The following is a 24795-nucleotide window of genomic DNA, read 5'->3' as shown; positions in this document are numbered from 1 at the left end:
CGAAGAACCGTAGCAGAGCCCACCAAGGCGTTGCTTGATACTCATCCACCCGAATATGGAGATAAAGTGAACAAGGATCTTTTCGATAAGGGCCTAGCGGTGCGCCGGGAAGTGGCCGGCGAGAGCTATGTAGATGCAGCATTTAAGAGTGCAGACGAATTCAGCATGCCAATGCAGGAGTTGGTGACCGAATTTGCATGGGGAGAAATTTGGACACGTCCCGATCTGGACCGCCGCAGCCGTAGCATTCTGAATATAGGAATGCTCGCAGCAATGAATCGCCTGGATGAGCTCTCGGGGCATATCCGTGGCGCTATCACTAACGGGGTGACCAAAGCGGAGGTCCGCGAATGCCTGCTACAAGTTGCAGTCTACGCCGGTATGCCAGCCGGTATGAGTTCGTTTAAAGTTGCTCGCAAGGTCTTTGAAGAGATGGGAATATGACCCGGATGATCGGTAACTGGCGCAGCCCAGTCCGGTTTGCATTTCTACCAAGGAGCGGCACATTCTCTAAGCACTGAGTGGTGAGCGCTGTACCGGCGGCTACATATTGCCTTACAGGATGAGCGGCACCAGACGCGCTCAGCAATCCGGTGCTGCACCCGGAGCCATTCGGAAATTAAGGAGAGTCAACACCGGGAAGAATTTGTTGGGAAGAGACCGTGACACGTTCCCTCCCCCGCCACCCGTGATATTTGCGCTTTGCGAGCGACGCGGAGAGATTAGTGATGCTACAGAACGAGAATAATTTTCGGAGACGACAATGATTAACGGTTGTAAGTCACTTCATGCGGCTGCATGGCCGGCGATCCTGCTCGCAATTTGCATAGGGGCCACAGCCGCGGTGGCGCAGGAATGTGAAGTCAAGATCGGTGCGGTCGGTCCAATGACTGGCGGCGGTGCATCGTGGGGCCTGTCAGCGAAGGCAGGGGCCGAATTTAATGCGGCGTTGGCGAACGAGGCTGATGGCTTGCAGATGGGTGACAGAAGGTGCAAAGTCAAAGTCCTTAGCTTTGATGACTTATACACAGCGTCCGGCGGTGCGGCCGCCTCCAATTATTTCGCTAGTCAAAATGTCCACGCAACCGTCGGACCGACGAGTTCTCCCGACACGACTGGATTTCGGACAGTCGCCAAGCGCAACGGACAGGTCTTTTTCAACGCGACCTATATGAACTCGGCAATAAGCCCTGAGTTCCCGATGGGCTTTCATGCGTTGCAAACACCCGAGGCGTGGGGCCGGAAGCTGATTAAAGAAGCGAAGGACAAGTTCAAATTCAAATCTGTGATGATCATCGCCCCCAATGACCAAGGCGGCTCGGACAGCGGCAAGGTTCTCAATATGATGTACGGCGAAGTAGGTGTTAAACCTTCTCTCGAATACTATCAGCGAGGAACAACAAATTTTGCGCCGCTCGCGATGCGTGTGATGAACTCCAACCCCGATACAATTGAGACTTCGGCAGTTCCTCCTGGGGATTCCGCTATCCTAATTAAGCAGTTGCTTGAGGCCGGATACGCTGGGGCAATCGGTAATCTCGGCGGTGCGGGGTCTGCGCCAATCCTTCTGGGTGCTGGCGGAGCAGCTAAGCTAAAAGCCTTCTATTGGCTTGAAACCAGCCCGGTGGATGACCCCGGCGTCATCAGAATGAAAGTCGATTACGAACGGCTGATGAAATCTCCGGCACCAGAAAACCCGCTTTTCCCCGTGATGTCAGTTGCGGCAGAGCAACTGTTGCACGGCATCTCGATCGCAGGGACCGACCAAGACGCCGAGAAAATCGCCGATGCGTTGCGCAAGATGACGCCAGAGTCCCGCTATCTCGGGAAAGGCGGCTGGCGTGGTAAAGCCCATTATGGGATCAACCAAGAACTCGCATTTCCGATCGGATTCGGTATGGTAGTTGACGGTAAGAAGATCCCGGTCAAGAGAATCGATATTCCGGCCGAGTAGTACAACTTCTCGACTAGCAGCAGTGTTGTCAAGACAGAATGCTTTCGCTCCACTCATGGCGGCTTGCCATTCGGCCGCCGCCCTTGTTCCGACCAATTCGTCGCTGGGTTCATGCGCGCGTGGCTGCCGGGAAAGGAGGCCACCTATCAGGATCCCCGCACATACGGGTTACGCCAAAGGTATGGAAATGGAAAGTTTAATATCGACGGGGCTTATCGGCCTGAGTATGGGCACTCAGTATGCTTTAATTAGCATCGGCTTCACACTCATCTTCGGCATTCTGGGCGTGATCAACTTTGCTCACGGCGGATTCTATATTCTCGGAGGGTATTTCGCGTTTACGCTGACGCAGTCGCTCGGCTTTCCGTACTTTGTTGCCGTCCTGCTTGCCACAATTGGGACGGGCGTCCTTGGTTATTTTATCGAGTTTGTGTTAGTAGACAAGTACGTGAGCGATCACATCGCAACAATGATTCTTACGCTCGGCATCTATCTAATTATGTCCAGCGGGATCGTCGCCGTGTACGGGCCTGAACCTGCTGCATTCACTTTTCCCGTGTCGGGCGTAATGCGCAGCGGAGGGATTTACATCCCTTATGCGAACCTTATCGTGCTCGTCATATGCACCTTGGCAATTGCAAGTGTGTATTACCTCATCTTCAAGACACGGTACGGCATCGCATTGCGTGCGATGGCGGATGACCGACCCGTGGCGACCGCTCAGGGAATTGTTCCTGCACGAATGTTTCCGATGGCGTTTGGCATCGCTACTGCGCTCGCTGGACTCACCGGCGCGCTGGTCACGCCGATTCTTGCACTAGAGCCGCACGGAGGCGAATCGGTTGTCACCAAGGCCTTTATCATGGTGATTCTTGGTGGACTAGGCAGCGTAGGCGGCTCGACCATCGCAGCGTTCGTCGTCGGTTTGGTTGAAGCGTATTCGAGCGTGTACCTCGGAGGTTCGAAAGGGGCGCTTGCGCTCTTCATTCTCGTGTTGCTGATCCTTCTTGTGCGTCCAGCCGGCCTAATGGGCCGTGAAGCGCGGAGGGCCTGAGCTCATGCAACTCAACCGACGCAGTGAGTTTGTTTTCGACCTTTGGGCCGTTGCATTACTCGTTCCTCTTGTCGCTGTACCGTTCGTCACGACGAACGCGCTGGCGTTTTCTCTTACCAACCAAGTGGTAATCGGGATTGTCGCGGCATTAGGCGTCTACATTATGCTGCGCCTAGGCCTGCTGGCTTTTACCGTGCCGGCGTTTATGGCCATTGGCGGTTATGCGGCGGCGATACTCGCAAAGTCGGGTACGACTGATCTCGCTTTGTTGATGGCGATCGCCTTTGTCGTGCCGGTTCTCCTGGCACTGCCACTCGGGGCGCTAGTTTTAAGGCTGAAAGGTACGTATTTTATCTTCATTACTTATATCTTCAACGAAATCTTGCAGATTGCATTCTTTGAGACACCCACATTGACCGGCGGAGCCGACGGCATAACCGCTCTACCGCCGGCGACTTTCTTAGGCGTGCAGTTAGCGTCTCAGTCGATGCTGGTGCTTGTCACGGTTGTGATCGGGGTCGCCGCAGCGCTGGTGACGTTTGTCGTGACGGATCGCTTTCGGCCCGAGTTTTCTTCGATAGAGGAAAACGAGACGCTGGCACAGAGTCTTGGAGTTCCTGTCCACGTTTATCGGACCATCGGATTCGTAACATCGGCCGGAGTGTCGGGGCTAGCTGGCTTCGCGCTAGTAAATCAGTTATCAACGGCGAACGCGAGTTCGTTCGCGTCATTCTCTGCCGTTAACTATATTGCCTACGCGTTCATCGGTGGTCGACGCACGATGCTTGGATCTGTAATCGGGGGAGTGCTGCTCATCTCAATGTCGAACGCGTTTAGCAGCCAAGGCCAATACTCCACCGCGCTGTTCGGGCTTCTGCTGATCGTTTGCGTCATGATTGTGCCTGGCGGCATCGTGGGCGGATGCCAGCGGCTTTTCATCACGCTCATGGGACGGGCGAATGGTAATCTGAAGGAGGATGTAGACGACCAGACAAAAGGCGGCGCGAATGACCACGCGAAAGGAGAACGGATATGAATTACCCGCGCGATACTGAGTGCGGTCGCGAAGGTCGGTCATACGAGCCACTTCGAGTCGAAGCGATGGCGAAACGATTCGGCGGGTTGCAGGTCTTCGAAGGTATCTCCTTGACAGTGCCGGCAGGCGAAGTAAGAGGGGTAATCGGTCCCAACGGCGCAGGAAAAACCACATTGATCAACGTCGTCTGCGGCATGCTTTCCCCGTCTGCAGGCAAAGTTTTTCTCGGGCATCAGGATATCACCGACATGCCGTTCCACAGCATTAGCCGTCTCGGCGTCGTGCGAAGTTTCCAGCAGACCAATACGTTTCGGAGCGCCACTGTAGCGGAGAACTTGTTCCGTGCGGAGCGCTTTAGCGCCTCCAAAGGAGGACCAGATTTGGCGCTTGCCGGACTGCTCGAAGAGTTTGGACTCTCGAGCCATTTCGATGAGCCAAGTGACAAGTTGCCGTATGGCCTTCAGAAGATGCTGGGTTTGATTATGGTGCTCGCGGTCCGGCCACGGTTTCTTCTACTGGACGAACCCGTGGCTGGCCTTGAGCGACGGGAACGTCCGCGATTGGATCGATTCGTCGAGCACGCGCGCCAAACACTCGGCTGCGGTGTCTTAATCGTCGAGCACGATATGGACTTGGTACGGCGACTCTGCCCGCAAGTTGTGGTCCTTGAGTCGGGCCGCCTGTTGGCCGCGGGCCCCCCGGATGAAGTATTGTCGCGCCGTGACGTCATCGATGCCTATTTAGGCGCAAGCGAGGACTGAAAATGCTAACCATCGAAAGCTTGAAAGTCCGCTACGGCGGCATAGTTGCTCTGCATGAGGTATCCATAGAAGTTCAACGAGGCGAAACGGTCCTGCTTGTTGGATCGAACGGCGCGGGAAAATCGAGTCTTATTAATGCAGTAATAGGCCTAGTTCCCAACGTCTCCGGTCGAATACAGTTCGACGGGAGGGACTTGGCGGGAATGTCGTGTGCCGCGCGTGCCCGACTCGGAATAGGTTATTCGCCGGAGGGTCGCCGGGTATTTAGCTCACTTAGCGTCACTGAGAATGTCCTGTCAAGTACGTTAGGCCATCCTGTGGCGAAGGTCGGGGAAAACCTCGCGTGGATACGTAAGACTTTTCCACTAGTAGTCGAACGTGCGCGTCAACCGGCAAACCAATTGAGCGGCGGCCAACAACAGATTGTTGCGCTGGCGCGGGCGGTGAGTACGATGCCGAAGTTGCTATTGCTCGACGAGCCATTTCTCGGTCTGGCGCCGATCTGGATCGAACGAATCAGCGATGCGATCCGGGAACTACAGCGTCGGGGCACGACCATCCTGATGACCGAGCAAATGGCAAGACCTGCGTTGAAGCTCGTCGATCGCGCTTACGTTATGCGTAGTGGGGAAATACGTCGCAGCGGCACCGTCGAAGAAATCCGCGGTGTCGCTCTAGCCGAGGAGTACCTTTGATAGCTCCACTCCGATGCTACCGAAAGTCTAAGGGTTACGGAGCCGCCGAAGGTACTCTTGAGCCGTTCGACACGTTCATTGTGGCGTGGTCGGATGCCCCCGCTTGCAACATCCAAGGTTGCCGACCCTTGCCGCAAGGATGATTCAAGCCCGCCACGCTGTCTTACTGGTGGACATCGTATGGGCAGGGAAAGCGCGGGGCGCCGCGGTGCTAAACAAATCGACCCTAGGCGCGCAGAGGGTCGTGACGGCTTTCCTTTCAGTCGCAGTTCGCCCTGATTTCGCCGCGTCCCTCCGCCTTCGCGCGTGTGCGGAGAATTGTCGCCCGGTCGGGCTCCGATCCTTTCCTGCTCGGACCTTAAATGGTCTTCGATTATGTGAATGAAGACCCTGCTCGCCTGTCTCGCGATGCCGCGTCACCCATTTGCGTAGCGTCGGACGCGAGATCCCGCAACGCCCCCGCACCGGACCAGCGTGGCCTGTCTCCCGATACGTGAGCAGACAGTACAAGCGCTTCGCAATCTCGCGATCCATGAGCCAATCTTTAGTTAAATGGTAACTGTGAATCCACAACAAACAGGATGAAACGAATTCCCTCGTGAGCGCGCCGGCGTAAGTGTCAAACCAGCAAGCGCCCTTGGAATTCACTGCTGAGATAGCGCTCATGCTTCGGCGCTCGTCGGCTTTTTCGACGACCGGCGTTCCGCCACGCTGCACCCACGTTTTGCCATGTACCGAATCGGCGCGAAAACGAGACTCGTCCCAAAAGAATACGTCGGCGTGCTCGGCGCCGGACCTGTTGCGCGATCGCGGGAAAAGTCTCGTTCTGCAAGCGTTCGATCGCGCTCGGATCATATCGCTCGGTACGTTGGAAGGGCTCTTGCGGCGTCAACCACAGGCGGGCAACAGCGCCCCAACCGAGGCCAAACTCGGACTGCCATCAAACCCGTGTTTGACCAAAGCGGCTACAAGAACGCGCGACCGCAGCCCGAAATGGACCTCACATTGCATTGGGCGACACATCTGTGGTTTCAAGTTGACTGTCGCGCCAATGCGAGCTGCATGACGGTCGCACTCAGCCTCCCAACAGGAAGTCGAGCATCATTTCTTGTTGGGCCTCGACCATTTGTACGCCATCGGCTGTATTGCAACCAGCGGCCAAGGCTGCCTGCAAAAGCGCAGTTACTCCATGTCCTGCTACAACGTCGCCCACAAACATGGAAGCGCTAAGCAGTTCTACCGCAACTGGGCTCGGATCGCCGGCCGTCATACCCATCGGCGTCGCATTGCAAACCATATCGAAGCCGGTCGGGTCAGCGGAACCGACAGATACCCGCCCTACGCCGATGCCAGCAAGAATTGTCATAAGTTGCTCGACGCGCGCTTCATTAGAGTCGTGAATGGTCAGTTCGCGAACTCCCGCCTCGAGCAGTGCGATGGCGATGGCGCTTCCCGCCGCACCTGCGCCCACCAGCAGCGCCCGTGCACCGTTTGGCCGGGCTCCGGCATCGACCTGCGCTTTGACGAAAGCGAGTCCATCCAACATCTCACCATGCCATGACCTGTCCTGATTACGACGCATTACGCTCACCCCCTTTAGGAGCTTCGCCGTGCGTGAACTCGTGCCACAATACTTAAAAGCATTGAACTTGTGTGGCATGGTAACCAACACGCCACCAACGTTTGCGCTGTGAGAGAGGCCGCGCATCACGTCCTCAAGATCTTCATCGGCGACCTCTAATGGGATGCAGATGCCATTGTAGCCTCGTGCCTCAATACCGCTGGTCAGGCGCTGTGGTGCTTTGACATGAATAATGGGTGTCCCAATAATGGGGAACAACCGTGTATCACCGTTAAGCTTCTCTAGCATTCGCTTGTCATCCTGCCTTGAAAAAGATTCCGATAGAAAATTGGTGGTCTCAAGATAAATCGGCATCCGACCCGTGAGGTCGTCCTTAGCGGACGCGTTAGAGGTTAGGAGAGAGGGTGTGTGAACAATCAATCGGTCCGCTCGCGTCGCTTTCAATCGAGAATCATCTCTATGAGCACGGTACGCGTAGGCGCTCAACCCTTGAACGGTTCTGAGGAAATGGGCGTCTGATCCCGATGATCGGCACCTAGTGAAGCACAGTCGTCTCTCTCGGGAGCAACAATGCACTGAGCGATGACTCGCTTAACCGGCAACGATCCCGCTTGGTTGCGATGCGCGGCGGATACTACGTATCCCGCCGCCCACTGACGCGACCATCACTAGCGGCATGATGCGACGTCCGAGCAACGCCGCTATGTGTCTGTGTCGGACAGATCGCTCCTCTTTGCGGCTCGTCCATTCAGGCAAAGCCATCCCCCTCGACCGTCACTGATCCGTCGCGGCATCTGGAACGCCACCATAGAGTGACCATCCATTGGCGGTGACAAGGCCGGCGTCGATCAAAAGGTCGACGCCGGTGATCGCAGATGCCCGGTCGGACGAAAGGAACTCAATACCTTCGGCGACTTCCAGCGGTTCCACGCGACGCCCTAATGCCATGCATGAACTCAGATCAGTCGCGTACCGACCCGTCGGTCGGGCCAACACTCGCGCAACCGCCGTAGCGCCAGGGGATACGGAATTTACGCGGACGCCGGACTTGCCCCATTGTCCTGCCAGTGTTCGCGTGAGATTAACGATTGCCGCCTTGCTCGGACCGTACGCGTGAAGTGGCGACGATCCATATGCAACTGCCGATGCAACGTTGACAATGCTACCCTTCCCTTGTCGAGCCATACGCGTTCCGAAAACACGATTAGCATAGAACGTTCCATCAAGGTTGACTTGCATCACCTTTTGCCAGAGCTCAATAGGCAGCTCATCGGGCGAAAATCGCTCCTGAAATGCTCCCGACGAGACGACAAGTGAATAGACGCTTCCTTGCTCGCGCTCAATGTCCAAGGCTAGTTGCTCGAGCGCGTTTAGGCTACGTACGTCGACACAATAGCCTTTACCACCGATGTCCGCGGCGAGCTTCGACGCAGCGTCGCTGTCTACATCTGCGACAGCAACTTGCCATCCACGCTCTGCCATGAGGCGGCAACACGCCTCGCCGATGCCATTTGCCCCTCCGAGGACAACGCTCAACCTAGAGCCGGTATCGATCATAATCAGTTCTCCAGCGAAGAAACGGGCTTCCAGACGTTGAGCATGTTAGCCGTATCGGTGTTAGTAAATTCTTGAGTGGATTGTGTCACTTCCTGCCTCCGATTCAAGCGAATATGGTGATTTGGTGGACATGGCTCGTCGCATTCTAAGCGCGATCGTCAGCTTCAACCCTTGTACGTATTGGTAAGGACTTTGGCTCCCGACCCATCTTCGCGCGTACGCTTGGCAAGATCCGATCCCTCGCTCGACACTTAGAAGGTGCCTCAGGTTGAAGGCTCGCGTGCGCTCTCTCCAGCTGTGTGACATAACGATTCGAAAGCGGGTCGATGAAAGCGGTCGGAGTCGAGCCATGTCATCCTAGCTTTTCATCTCACGCCACAGACCGTTCGCCCGCGACAGCCGAATATTGCAGGCGGAACCTAAAAGGTCATCGGTGACTCAGCGGTTAGCTGACTTAGGCGGCCAGGAAGGGCGCTTCACCAGCCTCTACCAGCCGTAATGCCTCCGTCCACCGCGAGCGTAACGCCAGTCACGAAGCTTGCATCGTCGGACGCAAGAAACAGAATCGCCGCCGCAACTTCCTCGGGGAGACCTGCGCGCCCAACCGGATGGTACGCGCGAATCCGGCTCTCGCCCTCTTCCTCCTGGAAATAGGCTTCCGTCATGGGGGTGCGGATCATACCCGGCGCAACGGCATTAACGCGGATTCCCAACGGGCCCATTTCCATGGCCATTTCTCGTGTGAGACCGACGATGGCATGCTTCGACGATACATAGCTGGCGCGGTTCGGAATGCCCATGATGCCGGCTACCGAAGAGACGTTCACGATGGCTCCGGGCTTCCCGCCCTTACTAACCAGCCGCGTGAACGATTGCGACATGTATAGCGTCCCATCCAGATTCACTGCGTGGACATGACGCCACTGTTCCGCGTCCACATCCATGACCGATCCTATTCCCCGAATGCCAGCGGAATTCACGAGCAGGTCGAGTCTTCCGAATCGAAGAGCCGCATCAGATATTACCTGTTCCACGCGGACCCGGTCCGTCACGTCCAAGGTCACCGCATAGACGCGCTTGGAGTCACCCAAACTGTCGGCCACCCGTTTGGCGTTCGCTTCATTTGTGTCGACCACCACGACCGAAGATCCCTCGGCATAAAGGCCTTTGACGACCGCCTCACCAATGCCACTGCCACCCCCTGTCACCACCGCTACGCGACTGTCAAACCGATTCATTTCTTTCCCCAATTAGAACTCGTACACACGGCAACGGGTCAGATGAATAAGGATCTCTCATCTCCTGAATGGCCGTTGCGACTCGCTGCATAAGACGTACCTTCCCCCCGTAAGCTCCCTTGCATCATCCGCTCGTAATGGCCATACGGTAGATCCGTGCGGCAGTGTCGTGAAACAGCGAAGCTTTCTCTTCCGGAGTGCAATCTCTCACGACGTACTTCATCGCGTTCCATAGCGAGGAGAAGCTGCACGAGCGTCGATCCGGAGGAAAGTTGCTTTCCATCATGCATCGATCTGCCCCAAATGCCTCAATCCCTACCTCGATATATGGTCGCCACGCGGCGGCCAGTTCACGATACCCAACAGGTTTCGGTCGGCGATCGAACCCGAAATCCCAATAGGGCATGCCAAGCCCACCGACCTTGCAAACAACGTTGGGCCGGCGTGCGAGTTCAAATAGACTGTCCCGCCACTCTGAAAATACACGCATGCGTCCGGCTTGATCCAATTCCAACTGCATTGGCATGCCAAGGTGGTTGAGCACTATAGTGGTATCTGGAAACTTGCTCGCAAGACTGCAAATATCTGGAAGTTGTTGATGAAACACCGCTGCGTCAAACGCCAGTCCTCGCCGGGCAAGCTGACCAAAGCCTTTAAGAAATTGCGGATCCTGCAGTGCGCCGACGGGTGGGCGGTTTGTCATATAGCGAAAAGGTGCGTCGCTCGAATGTTCAATTGTGATCTGACGTATGGCACGCAAGCGCTGAGGAGCGGTCTCCTGCGCGCGATCGAGGAGGTCAGCGACCGCATCCCCATACCTCAAATCGGCGTGCCCGACGATCGCCGCTCCGACAAGGCATCTTCCGTATGTACCGCTTTCGCACATTGCCGCAACGCCATTGGCAAACTCGATCTCACCAATTGGACGCAGCAGTTCCGGGCCACCCGAGCGAGCGAACGCTTGAGTTTCGACGTAGACCGAAGCAACAATCTTGTGACCACTGTTAGCGTCCGCTAGATAGTCGTCGAGCATATAGCGCAGCGCCGGTCGATCAAGTAGATGTTGGTGTGCATCGATGATCGGAATTTCAGGATCGAGAACAGGCTCGTCCTTTTCGGGTTGTCTAAGGATCGTCATTCTTCTCTTGCTCCTGTAGGAGTTCTGTTTCTCGCCGTTTTGAACGGCAAAGCGCACTGCAGGGACTCCCACTTCTACTAGGGAAGCAACGTGATCACCTTCACACGGACGCCGAGGTCAGCGCGCTGCCGACCCCATCGCGACCTCGCGGCAGACCCGGCCGATGAGCGCTGGGCAGGACCACGTTTAGACACGCATACTGGCGTCAATTGTTCGGTTCAACGGTACGGACGGTGATGTGATGAGACTGCGGCATCCAACGCCCTCGCCTCAACGTCGCCACGATACGGAGCTTCACTTCGACGGCGAAACATGTTGGCGGTACGCGCCGGGAGGCGGGTGCCCGCTGCCGATAACCAGCACAATGACAGCCGCCACGAGGGCCGTTCCAGCGAGCAAGAGTAAACCGGCAGTGAAACTACCAGTGTGATCTTTCGCCAAACCCATGACGGACGGTCCGACAAAGCCGCCCAGATTGCCCACCGCACCGATGACCGCGATAGCACCTGGCGCCTCTTTGGTCGAAAGCGCGTTCATGGACAAAGACCAGAACGCCGGCAGTGCGCCAAAACTACCCATTGCTGCCACACCGAATGCGATCATCTTGGCGGTTGGATCGACCAGCAGCGCCGCTGCTGCCAAGCCGGCGCCTGCGAACAGGACCGGCACCGCAGTGTGGAAGCGTCGCTCCAGTTTTGCGTCAGAACGTCGTCCCCACCAGACGAGGCTGATCACGGCAATTATGTATGGCGTCGATGATACGAACCCGGTCTGTAAGTTGGTTAGCCCGAACTCTTTGATAATCCGCGGCATGAAGAAGCTGACGCCGTAAATGGATAGAACGATCGCGAAATGAGCGAGGCTAAGGAACAATACGCGAGCATTAAACAACGCTTTGAAAAGGCGGTCGTGCTGGACTACCGGCCGATCCTGCTCTTCGATCGCAAGACGCTCGGCTAGTGCCTTGCGTTCTTCGTCCGTTAGCCAAGCCGCGACGGCGGGACGGTCCGTGAGATACACGAGGACGACGCCCGCCAATACTAACGCTGGAACCGCCTCGATGATAAACATCCAGCGCCACCCGGCCAGGCCTAGAAATCCGTCCAGGCCGAGGAGCGCGCCGGAAACCGGTCCTCCAAATACTAGGGCGAGCGGAGCCGCAGCAAGGAAATACCCCATTACGCGGGCTCGGTATGCGGCCGGGAACCATAAGGTCAGGAAGAACGCAATCCCAGGGAAGAAGCCTGCTTCGGCTGCGCCGAGCAACAGGCGCAATGTGTAAAAGCTGGTCTCGTTTGTAACGAACGCCATTCCACCCGACATCAGTCCCCACGTGAACATGATTCGCGCAATCCAGCGTCGTGCTCCGAACCGTGCGAGGAGCAGGTTTGAGGGCACCTCGAGGGCAAAATACGTGAGGAAGAAAAGGCCCGATCCGAAGCCAAAGGCGGCGGCCGTGAGCCCCAAGTCCTTGTTCATCTCAAGCGCGGCAAAGCCAACGTTTACTCGGTCGAGACAGGCGACGAAGTAACAGATCACTACGAGGGGCACGAGGCGCCTCATCGCCTTCTTAACTGCACACTCTTCGAGCATGTTCATTTGCGTCTCGTCTCCAGATATTTCTTTCCGAGGTCTGCTCGGACTTTGAGCTAAGCGTATCAAGCCGGTGCAATTTCGTCGAACTCCCCGAGCCCATATCCCGGACAAGGTCCTTCCCGGATTTCGCAAAAATCGGGTAGAGCCGCGTGCTTCTGTCGCCTTGTCGACTTGACCGGCCGAACTAGAAAGCCAGCGGTTGTTCTGTCATAACCGTGGCCGATGTATACCCGAGGCGACGAATGGTGGGCCAGATACCGGCGATCAAGCGCGCCGAGTGGCATAGGCCCACGCAGCCGTCTTCACCCGGGTACGTGGGCGGGTCACCGTGCGAAACGAGGCTCCGAATAGACGATGGACTTTGGGTCCACATGAAGTGACCTTGCTGCGACTGAGCCTCGAACGTTATCGGGCTGCTCCATCGGTCAACCGGATTTCCGAAATAAGCGACCCTTACTTCGAACGTCTCGCGATCCCCGGTTTGGCTCGCATTGGCCGCCTCTCGGCTCTTGTGTCACAACATAAGGGTTAACCGTTAGGTTCATCAACGTAAGGGGTTGCCTATGTGTACGAGCGGTGCCGTATGGTCCGACCGATTGCAGCCGTCCAGAGCTTGTCGATCAGAGCAAAGGTTCTTCCTGCACGACCATATTGTTCGCGCCCTCCGCCACTCTTATTCTGAGACCCAATCTAGAGAGACGGACGATGTCGACGCTCAACGCTTGCTTGACTTCCCGGCTTGAACAGACCGGTGTCGATTCAACTCGAATCTCATGAGCTTTTAACCAATTTTGAGTGCTGTGAAAAGCGGACATAACAGATCCGCTCTCAAAAACAATCATCGGTATCACAAGTAAGGAGACGAAATGAAATCATTCAGCAAACGCGCATTTCTCGCGGTTGCCTCCACCGCTGCCTTCGCAGCGCACGCCGAGGAAGCAATCAAGTTCGGTGTCTCTGCTCCGCTTTCGGGAGCCGGCGCGCCGTGGGGCAAAGGCGCTGAGTTCATGTGCAAAGCGGCGGCTAGGGAGATCAAGGAGGCTGGCGGTATCAAAGTCAAGGGCAAGAGTTACAACATTGATTGCGTGACCTACGACAACAAAATGACCGCCGCCGAGGGCACGAAGGTCGCACAAACACTGCTGAACCGCGACGGCGTGAAATACATGTGCGCGGTCGGAAGTTCCTCAATCATGGCTGCGCAATCCCTGACAGAACGCCAAGGCGCCCTCCTGTTCAGCCAGGCCTGGGATCCGAGCGGCAAAGGACCGAATTTCCCTCTGACTTTCTCGGATATCGTTTCGCCGATCGAAGTGGTGCCGGTCATGGTCCAGTATGTGACCAAGACACATCCGGAGGCCAAAACTATTGCGCTGCTCAATGTTGACGACGCAAATGGCCGAGGCGCAGAAAAGGTCGTTCGCCAGTTGTGGGAGAAGGCCGGCGTCAAGGTGGTGAGAAGCGACTTCTATGCGGCAGGCACGACCGAGTTCCAGCCGGCCGCGCAGCGACTTGTGGCCGTCAAACCGGACATCATCGACCTAGCGTCACCCCCACCATCCGTCGTTGGCGCTGTCTTTAAAGAGCTCGGAGTCCTCGGGTACAAAGGCATCAAGTTGGCCACCGATGGGACCGCCGCTGAAGGCATTGTCGCCACCGGCGGGGCGGCGGCGGAAGGCGTCTACATGGGTGCCGCCATGACCTTCGACGGGCCCAGCGCCACGGATCATCAGCGCAAGCTAAACGCGGAGGCAAGACCCTTGATTGGTGAGTCGCTGAGCATCGCCACCAACCCGTGTTATGACGCGGTCTACATGCTCAAGGCTGGTGCCGAAAAGGCGCAGAGCCTGGAGCCCAAGGACATTGCCGCCGTCATGCCGACGGTCCGGTACAAAAGCTTTTATGCGGACAACGTCGGCTTTGGCGGCAAGGAAGCGTACGGCGCGACCATACAACCGTTGCAACCCGTCTACATCACGCAGATCGTCAACGGAAAGGTCGTCGAACGGGCAAAGATCACACCGAAGTCGTAACGGTTCGTCCGCAACATTCGAGTTGATGCCCCTGCCCTGCTTCATCCGCCGAATTTGTGGCGCAAAGCCGTTTGACAGCGAACGGAAGCAACTGCAGTTGATAGATTCGACCTCAGGATTTAAATCATGCAAACTGCGCTGCAGTTGTTTGTGACGACCCTGCAGATTGGTGCCGTCTACATTCTATTTTCACTCGGTCTCACGCTGGTGTTCGGGATCTTGCGCGTCGTGAATTTCGTGCACGGACACTTCTTTGCCGTGACCGCGCTGATGGTTGGCTTGCTAGTTCCGAAGATCGTACTCGCAGGCTACTCCATTCAGTCCGCGTACCTGATTTCGGCCGCCGGAGGGATTCTTGTGTCGATGACCCTTGCGGTGATCGTTTACAAGTTTGGTATTTCCCGCTTCCTCCGTGACCTCGAGGGCGGCTTCATTCTGACGATGGGGTTGGCGCTCGTCCTGGACGGTGCCTTTCTCCAGGTGTTCGGCGGAACTGTCAGATCGATACCTCCAGTCATTGAAGGAAACATGGCGATCTTGGGCGCTGTACTGACCACACAGCGGTTCGTGCTGTGCGCGATCGCGGCGCTGATGACAGGTGGACTGTATTGGATCTTGGCTGCGACTAAGCTCGGCAAGGCACTACGAGCGGTGGCGGCCGATCGCGAAGCGGCGATGCTTCAGGGCATTCCATACAACCGACTTGCCTTGGTCGGCTTCCTGCTGGCTGCGATGATGGCCGCTCTCGCCGGCGTACTCATCGCTCCGGTATCTATGGTGACACCAACGATGGGCACGGACTACCTGATGAAGTCATTCGTCGCCATTGTGATGGGTGGGCTAGGCAGCGTGCCCGGCGCTATCGTCGGTGCGCTCCTCATCAGTGTCATCGAGGCTGTGGGCGGGTATTTCTTCGATGCGTCGACCGCGACAATCGCGATGTTTAGCCTTGTCATTTTAGTTCTGGTTTTCCGGCCGAGGGGGCTGATTCCTCATGCGTAATCTCCACATCCGTTGGTGGACCGTCGGTACCGCTCTCGCAGTCGCGGCGACGTTTCTTGTGAAGGGCCCATATGCCGTCAGTGTAATCAACCTGATTGCGATCTCGGCCCTGATTGCGGCGAGCCTTCGTTTCGGCATGCTCATCGGTGAAGTGAGTTTCGCGACATCGTCGTTCGTGGGGCTTGGAGCCTACGGGGCTGGTGTCGCGACAACATTGTTGAACTGGCCGTTTCCACTTGCGATGCTTCTTGGCCCCGTGGTCGTCATCGGTATCAGTATTCTGTTCGGCCTGGTAACACTCAGGGTCAAAGGCCCGTACTTCATGTTGATCGGCTTCGCGTTTGTGGAAGTAGTGCGGATAACGCTCGGGAAGATCGCTGTCATTGGGGGGGTCGCAGGAATGGGTGGCATCTATCCGCCGCGCATTCTCGATCCGTGGATGCCCACACTGGTCATGGCGGTGGTCATCGCGCTGCTGTTCAGTCTATATGTGATTGAAAAATCAGACTTTGGCAAAGTGCTGGTCGCGATCCGTGACAACGAAGACATTGCCCGGACCGTGGGACTGCGAGTTCTGTCGTTGAAGATCATCTGCTTTGCTATCGCATCGTTCTGCGCCGGTGTCGCCGGTAGCCTCCACGGGTTCGTAAACAACGTGATCAGTCCTGGTGACTTCGGGTTCTTAGTTACTGTCTTCGCCCTCGCCTTCGTCAAAGTCGGCGGCGAATCGTCGATATTTGGCGCCATTCTTGGGGCAGTCATTCTGGTGGTAATCAATACCTTCGCATTGGGTCTGGGAGATGCAGAGCACTACGTGTACGGCGGCGCCATCGTGCTCGCAATGCTGCTCATGCCGCAAGGGTTGGTCGGTTTGCCATGGCACAAGTGCTTCAAAGGGCGCAGGGCGAAGCCACCTGCACATGTTTCCAAGACCGTCACGCGCTGAATCGGGAGAACGAATATGACTGGCCAGAACGCTGTTCTCCTTCGAACGACTGGACTAACGCGTCGATTTGGCGGCCTCGTCGCCGTCGCGGACCTCAACTTTGACATCCGGGAGGGCGAAGTCCTTGGCCTCATCGGACCGAACGGAGCTGGAAAGAGCACCACTTTCAATCTCATCAGTGGCTTTATCAAGCCATCGTCGGGGACCCTGGAGGTGTTCGGACAGGACTGCACCGGGAAATCTCCGACTAGCATTAGCCGCATGGGTCTTACCCGGACGTTTCAGCACGGTAGCTACCTGCCCACCATGACGGTCCACGACAACATCCTGGTTGGGACGGTTCACTGGCTCGCGGGCACATCGAGTGCACAGCGGATGAAGCGTGTCGAGGAGACCGCTGCAATCCTCGGGCTTACCCCACATCTGGGAACCATCGCGAGTTCCCTTCCACACGGTATTCAACGGCTCGTCAGCATCGCAATCGCATTCGCCACACGTCCGAAACTGCTCTGCCTCGACGAGCCGTTGACGGGACTCAATCAGACCGAGGTTGCGACAACCCTGGATATGCTTCAAACGATCCGGCGTGAGTTCGGCAGCACGATCCTGTTGGTCGAGCACAACATGAAGGCGGTGATGTCCGTGTGCGAACGCATCGTCGTGCTGCACCACGGCCGTCAGCTGGTGACCGGCACTCCCGCGGAAGTCCGACAGAATGAACAAGTCATTAAAGCCTATCTCGGGAGCAGCCATGCCAAGTGAAGCCCCCTCACTGCAAGTCATCGGTCTGTCGGCATCTTACGGCGACGTCCCAGCGGTCACCGACGTCTCGCTCGAGGTGCGACGCGGCGAGATTGTCACGATGATCGGCGCTAACGGCGCCGGGAAATCGACGATCATCAAGTGCATCTGCGGCCTGCTTAAGCCGGTGGCCGGAACCGTAAAGCTGTTCGGGGAGGATCTGCGCGGCCTGACCCCAGATCGCCTGGTCAAGAAGGGCCTTTCGGTGGTCCCTGAGGGGCGCCGACTATTCGGCAAGATGACGTTAAAGGAAAATCTCGAACTTGGCGCATACACGCGCAATGATCCCGCCGCCGTGCGCCGCGATATGGATCGAGTTCTGACCGACTTCCCGGAACTGCGAGACCGGCTTTCAACGATTGCCGGAACGTTCAGCGGCGGTCAGCAGCAGATGGTTGCAGTCGCGCGCGCGATGATGAGTAACCCGCGCGTCATGATGCTCGACGAGCCGACCATCGGCCTCGCACCAGTCGTGGTCGATCGCATTTCCGACCTTCTTCTCAAGATCGCCAAGAGTGGTGTCGACATCCTCGTCGTCGAGCAGAACGCTGAGGTTGCCCTCTCAATGGCTGATCGTGGCTACATCCTCGAGGGTGGCCGCGTGATCGCGGAAGACGATGCCAAGTCACTTTCCGAAAGCGAAGAGGTTCAGAAAGCCTATCTCGGAATCTGACGTTCCGTCGAACGCCACGTGAGAAGACGGTTTTGTTCTTATCTGGCGCCGCAGAGTGGCGAGACCATTCTTCTTGTCGACCCACTCTGCAAGTTTTGGCGCATTGGTTGAGTTAATGACGTGCTCCTGTCAGTCAATGTAGACCGGAGACGTGAACAGACCGGCGCTCAGGCACGCCTTTCACTCCTGCGATCTTGGCTGGCTCCGCCGGCCATCGCAGGTGAGACAACACGGAGTACAGGTAATTCCATGGAGATTGACATGACGAACGCGCAGGAGAACTCAACTGAACACGTGGCTGATGGCGGCGTTGCACCGGGGATGATTGGAATTGTTACCGGGGCGGCGTCCGGAATCGGCGAAGGCATCGCCGTCAAGTTTCTGCAGATGGGCTGCTCGGTTCTCGCAGTGGACATGAATGCGGGTGCCCTCGAACAGTTTGCACAGCGCAATGCGAGCGCGGGATCACGCCTCTCGTGCGCAACGTTTGACGTAACGGACGAAACCAGTCCAGAGAAGATTTTCGCGTTGTGCCGCGAGCGCCTTGGCCCACCCGACTTCCTCGTAAACAACGCGGGCTTGGGCAGCGCGAAGGAAGCCCTGGAGACATCCGACGAGACATGGCATCGCTACATCGATATCAACTTGGGCAGCGTATTCCGGATGTCGCGTCAGGCGGTGCGAGAGATGAAGGATGGTGGAGCGGTGGTCAATCTCGCATCGGTGTGGGCAATGGTCGGCTTCCGCGGGAGTGCGCCCTACTCTGCTGCGAAGGCGGGCGTGATCGGTCTCACTCGGCAAATGGCCGCAGATTACAGTCGCCGAGGCATTCGCTTTAACGCCGTGTCGCCCGGCTTCATCGCAACGCCGGCGACATTTGAACGCATCAAGAGCAATCGCTGGTTGGTAGGCGCGATGGTCGATGGCGCACCGCTCGGAAGAACGGGAACACCTTCTGATATCGCGGAAGCCGTCTATTTCCTGGCCTCGGGAGCCTCGTCGTTCATTACGGGCGTGATCCTGCCCGTCGATGGCGGCTGGACAGCCACGCACTATGCCCCGGATCTGGAAGATCATCATACCGCCTGATCCCGCGCGATGCATACCGGCTGATGGCAAGGGAACTGGAAACGAAGATCGCCCCCCGGCAATCTTAACCGGAGAAACATATGAAGACGGGTGCAGCAACGTTGCGTCAACTATTGAAGCTGGACGCTCCGCCGGTGGTCCCGCTGGTGCTTGACCCTATCAGCGCGAAGCTCGCTGAAGCCAGTGGCTTTCGGGCGCTCTATCTGGGTGGTGGCGCGTTGGGCTACTTGAAGACGGTGACTGAGGCCAACCTTACCGTAACCGAGATGGCTCAGGCCGCCCTGGACATCCGAGCCGCCAGCTCATTGCCTCTTATTCTCGATGGCGCATGTGGCTGGGGCGAACCCATGCACATGCATCGTACGGTGGCGATGGCGGAGGCGGCGGGCTTCGCGGCAATAGAGATCGAAGATCAGATCTTTCCAAAGCGTGTTCATCATCACATTGGCATCGAACATGTTGTTCCATTCGAACTAGCGGTCCAGAAGATTGAACAAGCGGTGGCGGCACGTCGCGATCCGGATTTCATGATCATCGCGAGGACCAATGCTTGCATCACCGACGACCTCGACGAAGCACTTAGACGCGCTGAAGCATACAGACGAGCGGGCGCCGACCTTCTCATCGTTATTCCCACGAATCCAGAGCAGTATCGAACAATCGGCGAACGAATTGAAGGTCCGTTGGTATACATGACGCTTGAGGGACTGGGGTCAATCGGAATGTCGCTCCAAGATGTGGCCGGCCTTGGCTACAAACTCGTTATCGACGCCACAACCCCGTTCTTTGCGCGCCAGAAGGCGTTGCGCCTTTGCTACGAAGCAATGGCGCAGGGGCTTGTTGACCCCACTCTCGGGCGAGCTTACAAGGAAGAACTCTCACAAGTCTTCGCGGCGATCGATATCCAGAAACTTCTAGACGTCGAGAAGAATACGGTCGAAAAGTAGCACGGTGAGCCGATAAGAACAAGTTAATGCAAGCCATCACATAAATTAGGAAACCAAAGGAGCTCAAGGAATGGACGTCAATCTCAGGGGCAAGGTTGCAGTGATCACTGGTGGGACAACAGGGATCGGCTATGCCGCCACCGAATTGTTCGCGCGCGAAGGCGCGAAAGTGGCCATCTGCAGCAGCACCCAAAAGAATGTCGATCAAGCGCTCTCTACCTTGGCGGAGAAAGGCCTCGAAGTCTATGGTCAAGCTGTCGATGTGTCGAATCGGGAAGCAATTCTCGCCTTCGCCGACCGAGTCGAAGAGGTTTTTGGTGGCATCGACATTTGGGTCAGCAACGCCGGCACTTTCCTCAAGATGAAGCTGATCGACACACCCGAGGAAGAGTGGCACAAGACTATGGATGTCAATCTCAAGTCGGTTTACTACGGAGGCTTGATCGCTGCAGACAAGCTTAGAAAGCGCGGCGGCGGAGTGTTGATCAACGCTGCATCATTCGGCGCACTGATACCCGTACTGGGCAGCGGAGCCTACGCCGCTTCCAAAGCGGCAGTGATCAACATGACCGGGTCGCTGGCTGGCGAACTGGCGCCCTTCAACATCCGAGTCGTCGGTTTCATCCCCGGTCTCATCGAGACACCAATGACGGCCGATTTCGTTGCCACCAAGCGCGAGTCACTGGCAAGCCAGGTCGCACTGAATCGGCTCGGCACCCCAGACGAGGTCGCCAACGTATTGCTGTTCCTTGCCTCCGATTGCGCTTCTTACATCACTGGAACCAGCGTGGAGATCGCTGGCGGAAAATTCTGCGTACAGAACCCTGCAAACGCCTGGGCGTGATGGGCACATCATTCATGGCGCGTTGTTAGTACTCGCGCCTGACAAGCAATAGGAGAAGACTTTGACGAGGCTTAACGGAAAGATCGCGTTCGTTACCGGCGCAGGCGGCGGCATCGGCCGCGCCATCTGCGAGCGGTTTCTGGCTGAAGGCTCGTCGGTGGCGGCCGCCGACATAAATCCCGACCTGGATGGTCTATTTAGCTCGGCCGAAGCGGAAGGCCGCTTCATTGTACTTCGTTGCGACGTCGGCGATAGCGACAGCGTACGCAACGCCATTGCCCATACGGTTGAAGCGTTCGGCAGCCTGAACGTGATTTGCAACGTGGCAGGTGGCTCCACGTCGCAAGACGGTTGCGTTACTGAAGCTCCGGAATCCGAGTTCTGGCGTGCCATCAAGCTTGACCTGTTCGGCACGTTCGTGTGCTGCAAGCACGGCTTGCCCGAACTCATCAAGGCAGGCGGTGGCTCGGTGATCAACATGGCCTCGATGGTCGCCTTGATGGCGGTGCCGCACCGAGACTGCTACACAGCAGCCAAGGGCGGCGTCTTGGCGCTTACGCGTTCGATGGCGGCAGGCTATGCGCGTCACGCGATCAGGGTAAATGCGATCGCGCCCGGCATCACGCGCACTCCGAGGGTGCAAGCTTACCTCAACGCCAACTCGGGAGAGAATTCGCTGGCTGCGCGGCATCTGCTAGGTCTCGCGGAGCCGATCGATATCGCTCACTTGGCGGTGTACCTGGCTTCAGACGAGTCGCGGGTCGTCACCGGGCAGGTGCTGGCAGTGGACAGTGGTGTGACGATCTGCTGAGCGGCGCCGCGCCACAAGGCAAAACAATAGGTCTAGAGGAGAGGAATCCATGAGAAATCACATTGAGATGCAAACTGTCGACATGAACTCAGGCTGGGCACCGATGAGCGGCATCCCGGGGGTGGAAGTTAAGTATCTCGCGAATGACCTGGACGAAGAGACCAGAACGGGTTCACGGACCAGGTATGTTCGCGTTGCACCAGGCACCACGACACCGGAGGCGCAGGTGCATAACTATTGGGAGGATGTCTTCGTTCTAGAGGGAGACTTGTATCCGCTCCCCGATGGCGTTGCGCCTGATGCGCCCCACTATTCGCTGCGGCCGCCGGGTACAGCTCATGGCCCCTTCGGATCGAAGAACGGCTGCCTTCTCCTGGAGGTCCAATACTACCTGGCGATCTCCGAATAGAGCCGAATCTAATCGTACCAGGAGGGCAAAGGCGTATCTGCTCGGTCTCTTGGTGCCGGCTGGCATCCGTCCACATGGCCGTTTCGCTCGATTCACATGAGGCTCGTGTCGTCGCCGGGCAGGCGCTTACAGTGGACAGTGATGTCACGATTAAGCGAATGAAGCGGAAGCACCAGCTCAGAGAATCGGATAGCGACATGACGGCTGTTTTGCATCCAGCGGTAAGCAGTTTGTCGGACGAGCCTCTTGATGCACGTTCGGTTCAATGTCGTAATGCCTTATCAGGACACGTCGCAGCAAAGACAAGGGTTGCGCTCAATGATTCCCGAATCAACGCTCGTAACGCTGGACGACGCCACGGATAAGGAACTGCAGCGCAATCTAAAACCGGTGGTGAGAAGCGGATTTTGGTCACTGTGATGGCTTAACCGGATGAATCATGATGGGGACCATGGTGCCAGACGCAAAAGCGCGAGATTGCGGAGATTATTTACTTGAATCCCCATATAGAGGAAGGAGACACCTGTGCTAAGTGGTCAATCGAACTGGGATTACATTGTCGTCGGAGCCGGCAGCGCTGGTTGCGTCGTTGCCGATCGTCTCAGTGAATCCGGTTCACATCGGGTATTGCTCCTTGAAGCTGGGCCACCGGATACACCGCTGATGAAGCCAGCGGCGGTAAGTTGGTACGTCGACCTCTCCCGATTCGAATGGGGGTATTGGTCCCGCCCGGATCCGTCGCGCGGCATGCGAAAAGAGCAGTGGCGACGGGGACGTGTATTGGGTGGAACCAGCAGCATCAACGGGATGGAATATGTGCGTGGCGCCCGCGCCGACTTTGATCGTTGGGCCGCCATGGGAAATGTGGGCTGGTCGGCCGATGACGTTATGCCCCTGTTTCGAGCACTTGAGCACTGCGAGCCGGGCTATCGCACGCCCCCTGACTACACCATCAGAGGAGATTCTGGTCCTTTGCCGATCCGGCAGGCTCGCAACTGCCACCCCCTCACCAATGCGTTTGTGAAGGCCGCACAGGCGGCCGGCTACCCTTATAACAGCGACTATAACGGGGCAGACCAATCAGGCGTTTCTTATATGCAGTTCAATCAGCGTCGTGGGTTGCGGTGCAGTTCTGCAGACGCATTTCTAAAGCCGGCCTTGCGACGGAAAAATCTCGAGGTCCAGACCGGTGCGACGGTCCACAAACTGCTGGTCAGGGACCGGTACATCACCGGAGTACGCTATGAGCGCAACGGCGAAGTGCATGTTGCGCATGCGGGCAATGTCGTGCTCTGTGGCGGCGCGATCAACACGCCGAAGATTTTGATGCTATCCGGGATTGGTGAGGCAGAAGCCCTGCGTGATCTGGGTATTGGCGTGGTGGTAGACAGACCGGGGGTCGGAAAGAACCTGATGGAGCATCCTCTCATGCGCCCGTCTTACCGAACGAAGAAACCCAGCTACAACCCAACGCATGGAATCTGGCAGAAAGCCGGCTTCATGGCCAAATTCCTCTTCACCAGACAAGGTCCGATCGCGACTCCAATGGAGGCGACGGCATTCCTGAAGACAAATCCAAGAGAGGCCGCGCCCGATGTACAGATGCATTTTTCCCCGGTTGGTATCGTTTATACAGACGACCCCAAGATCCATAAGGGGTTGACTGTCTTGCCATACCCCTCGTTTTCGGTGTTCGTCAACAAGAACTATCCTGTCAGTCGCGGCCAAATCAGATTAACCAGTGCCGATCCTAAAGCAGCACCGCTCATTGAGCCCAATCTGCTCGGTGACGAACGTGACGTTGCCACAATGGTGGGGGCGCTCCAACTCGTGCGTCGCATTGTGTCGACGGCGCCACTCGCCGACATGATCATCGACGAAGCGGAGCCTGGTGTCGAACGCACGACGTACGAAGAGCTGGCCGAGTATGTTCGGGCACGTACCGGTCTTGCCTATCATCCCTCGGGTACATGCCGGATGGGAACCGATGACGATGCGGTGGTTACGCCGGACCTGAAGGTGCGGGGTCTCGAGAATCTATGGATCGCTGACGCTTCCGTGATGCCGGACCTTATCAGTGGCAATACGAACGCTGTCTGCATGATGATCGGAGAAAAGCTCGCCCGCCAACTGGTCGGGATAAGGGGGAGTCAACAGAATCGAGAGAACGCCAACGAGGTTCCCTTGCACATATAGAGAAGTGAGCCGCGCACACAAGGGTTGAGTTCATCTACGCGGCGTGTCGGTAAGACCGTCGGCCGATAATAAGCCGTCGCTGCAACTTCCAGCGCCCTTCACGCCACGCAGTGTCAACATCGCCGCCGAGCCCCAACACAGTTTCCGGGGTTCGCTGAACCACGGAGGTAGGTGTCCTGAGGAAGTTTCGAAAACCTCTCGTGGTGCCCCTCGTGTGAGCTTTTAACGTACAACACGGGGGTGAGAACAACGTAGTTTCCGAAAATGGATTAGCGAAGCGGCCGAGGTGTGGCAGACGAAAGCTACGTGCATCCGAACGCGGTGTCAGCAAACCCAATGCAAGGCGAAATTCGGACTCTCCCGAATCCAGACTGTCGGAGCCCGTCCGACCGAGTTGCTGGCCCTTCTCCTACAGACGCTGTAGTGAACCAGC

General features: G+C 57.0%; 23 protein-coding genes. 17 read left to right on the top strand and 6 right to left on the bottom strand.

Translation table 11 applies throughout. From position 1 onward, the window contains the following. Positions 1–66: 66 nt before the first annotated feature. The 6 genes from ACQKRQ_RS27165 (at position 67) to ACQKRQ_RS27140 (ending at position 5500) form a co-directional block, all read left to right on the top strand. Entirely contained in the window at positions 67–444 is a 378-nt protein-coding gene (locus ACQKRQ_RS27165) for a carboxymuconolactone decarboxylase family protein (protein ID WP_427480717.1), read from the top strand. Between the two features lie 319 nt (positions 445–763). Further along, positions 764–1954 carry an ABC transporter substrate-binding protein gene (locus tag ACQKRQ_RS27160; protein ID WP_427480715.1) on the top strand — a complete coding sequence of 397 codons (1191 nt, stop codon included), beginning with the start codon at positions 764–766 and terminating at the stop codon, positions 1952–1954. A gap of 181 nt (positions 1955–2135) precedes the next feature. Then, a complete protein-coding gene (locus ACQKRQ_RS27155) occupies positions 2136–3008 on the top strand; it encodes a branched-chain amino acid ABC transporter permease (RefSeq protein WP_427480713.1) in 873 nt (290 codons plus the stop codon). Between the two features lie 4 nt (positions 3009–3012). Then, positions 3013–4044 (top strand): branched-chain amino acid ABC transporter permease, encoded by a 1032-nt coding sequence (locus tag ACQKRQ_RS27150; protein ID WP_427480711.1) that lies wholly within the window; start codon positions 3013–3015, stop codon positions 4042–4044. Then, positions 4041–4805, top strand: coding sequence for an ABC transporter ATP-binding protein (locus ACQKRQ_RS27145; RefSeq protein WP_427480709.1), 765 nt, complete (start codon positions 4041–4043; stop codon positions 4803–4805). Before ACQKRQ_RS27150 ends, ACQKRQ_RS27145 begins: the two co-directional genes overlap by 4 nt. A 2-nt stretch (positions 4806–4807) precedes the next feature. After that, positions 4808–5500 (top strand): ABC transporter ATP-binding protein, encoded by a 693-nt coding sequence (locus tag ACQKRQ_RS27140; RefSeq protein ID WP_427480707.1) that lies wholly within the window; start codon positions 4808–4810, stop codon positions 5498–5500. Between the two features lie 144 nt (positions 5501–5644). Here ACQKRQ_RS27140 and ACQKRQ_RS27135 read toward each other — a convergent pair whose 3' ends face one another. The 6 genes from ACQKRQ_RS27135 to ACQKRQ_RS27110 form a co-directional block, all read right to left on the bottom strand. Beyond that, positions 5645–6355 carry a transposase gene (locus ACQKRQ_RS27135; protein ID WP_427480705.1) on the bottom strand — a complete coding sequence of 237 codons (711 nt, stop codon included), beginning with the start codon at positions 6353–6355 and terminating at the stop codon, positions 5645–5647. Positions 6356–6575: 220 nt separating this feature from the next. Continuing rightward, the gene (locus ACQKRQ_RS27130) at positions 6576–7436 is read right to left on the bottom strand and encodes a shikimate dehydrogenase family protein (protein WP_427480703.1); all 861 of its coding nucleotides are present in this window, start codon (positions 7434–7436) and stop codon (positions 6576–6578) included. A 420-nt stretch (positions 7437–7856) separates the two neighbouring features. Further along, the gene (locus ACQKRQ_RS27125; protein WP_427480701.1) at positions 7857–8639 is read right to left on the bottom strand and encodes an SDR family NAD(P)-dependent oxidoreductase; all 783 of its coding nucleotides are present in this window, start codon (positions 8637–8639) and stop codon (positions 7857–7859) included. A gap of 476 nt (positions 8640–9115) precedes the next feature. Then, positions 9116–9877 (bottom strand): SDR family NAD(P)-dependent oxidoreductase, encoded by a 762-nt coding sequence (locus ACQKRQ_RS27120; protein ID WP_427480699.1) that lies wholly within the window; start codon positions 9875–9877, stop codon positions 9116–9118. 124 nt (positions 9878–10001) lie between these two features. After that, complete coding sequence (locus ACQKRQ_RS27115; RefSeq protein ID WP_427480697.1) at positions 10002–11015, bottom strand: amidohydrolase family protein; 1014 nt, start codon at positions 11013–11015, stop codon at positions 10002–10004. Positions 11016–11309: 294 nt separating this feature from the next. Further along, positions 11310–12614, bottom strand: coding sequence for an MFS transporter (locus tag ACQKRQ_RS27110; RefSeq protein WP_427480695.1), 1305 nt, complete (start codon positions 12612–12614; stop codon positions 11310–11312). Positions 12615–13477: 863 nt separating this feature from the next. Between ACQKRQ_RS27110 and ACQKRQ_RS27105 the strand changes: the two genes are divergently transcribed. The 11 genes from ACQKRQ_RS27105 to ACQKRQ_RS27055 all read left to right on the top strand — a co-directional run bounded on the left by ACQKRQ_RS27105 (position 13478) and on the right by ACQKRQ_RS27055 (position 24362). Beyond that, positions 13478–14644: an ABC transporter substrate-binding protein gene (locus ACQKRQ_RS27105; protein WP_427480693.1), complete on the top strand. Its 1167-nt coding sequence runs from the start codon at positions 13478–13480 to the stop codon at positions 14642–14644. Positions 14645–14770: 126 nt separating this feature from the next. Continuing rightward, complete coding sequence (locus tag ACQKRQ_RS27100) at positions 14771–15646, top strand: branched-chain amino acid ABC transporter permease (protein ID WP_427480691.1); 876 nt, start codon at positions 14771–14773, stop codon at positions 15644–15646. Next, entirely contained in the window at positions 15639–16592 is a 954-nt protein-coding gene (locus ACQKRQ_RS27095) for a branched-chain amino acid ABC transporter permease (RefSeq protein WP_427480689.1), read from the top strand. Before ACQKRQ_RS27100 ends, ACQKRQ_RS27095 begins: the two co-directional genes overlap by 8 nt. A gap of 15 nt (positions 16593–16607) precedes the next feature. Beyond that, positions 16608–17354, top strand: a complete 747-nt coding sequence (locus tag ACQKRQ_RS27090) for an ABC transporter ATP-binding protein (protein ID WP_427480687.1) — start codon at positions 16608–16610, stop codon at positions 17352–17354. Beyond that, entirely contained in the window at positions 17344–18066 is a 723-nt protein-coding gene (locus tag ACQKRQ_RS27085; protein WP_427480685.1) for an ABC transporter ATP-binding protein, read from the top strand. The genes ACQKRQ_RS27090 and ACQKRQ_RS27085 overlap by 11 nt, the downstream gene beginning before the upstream one ends. 261 nt (positions 18067–18327) lie before the next feature. Continuing rightward, the gene (locus tag ACQKRQ_RS27080) at positions 18328–19155 is read left to right on the top strand and encodes an SDR family NAD(P)-dependent oxidoreductase (RefSeq protein WP_427480683.1); all 828 of its coding nucleotides are present in this window, start codon (positions 18328–18330) and stop codon (positions 19153–19155) included. An 80-nt stretch (positions 19156–19235) separates the two neighbouring features. Further along, positions 19236–20102, top strand: a complete 867-nt coding sequence (locus tag ACQKRQ_RS27075) for an isocitrate lyase/PEP mutase family protein (RefSeq protein ID WP_427480681.1) — start codon at positions 19236–19238, stop codon at positions 20100–20102. Between the two features lie 70 nt (positions 20103–20172). Beyond that, positions 20173–20946 carry an SDR family NAD(P)-dependent oxidoreductase gene (locus ACQKRQ_RS27070; protein ID WP_427480679.1) on the top strand — a complete coding sequence of 258 codons (774 nt, stop codon included), beginning with the start codon at positions 20173–20175 and terminating at the stop codon, positions 20944–20946. Positions 20947–21007: 61 nt separating this feature from the next. Then, positions 21008–21757, top strand: a complete 750-nt coding sequence (locus tag ACQKRQ_RS27065) for an SDR family NAD(P)-dependent oxidoreductase (protein ID WP_427480678.1) — start codon at positions 21008–21010, stop codon at positions 21755–21757. Between the two features lie 49 nt (positions 21758–21806). Beyond that, positions 21807–22166 (top strand): cupin domain-containing protein, encoded by a 360-nt coding sequence (locus ACQKRQ_RS27060; RefSeq protein ID WP_427480676.1) that lies wholly within the window; start codon positions 21807–21809, stop codon positions 22164–22166. A 525-nt stretch (positions 22167–22691) separates the two neighbouring features. Next, positions 22692–24362, top strand: coding sequence for a GMC family oxidoreductase (locus ACQKRQ_RS27055; RefSeq protein WP_427480674.1), 1671 nt, complete (start codon positions 22692–22694; stop codon positions 24360–24362). Positions 24363–24795 lie beyond the last annotated feature (433 nt).

The organism is Paraburkholderia sp. NPDC080076 (assembly GCF_050281145.1).
GTDB lineage: Bacteria > Pseudomonadota > Gammaproteobacteria > Burkholderiales > Burkholderiaceae > Paraburkholderia.
Note: the sequence above shows the minus strand (reverse complement) of the source record. Positions and strands in the feature narration are given on the sequence as shown.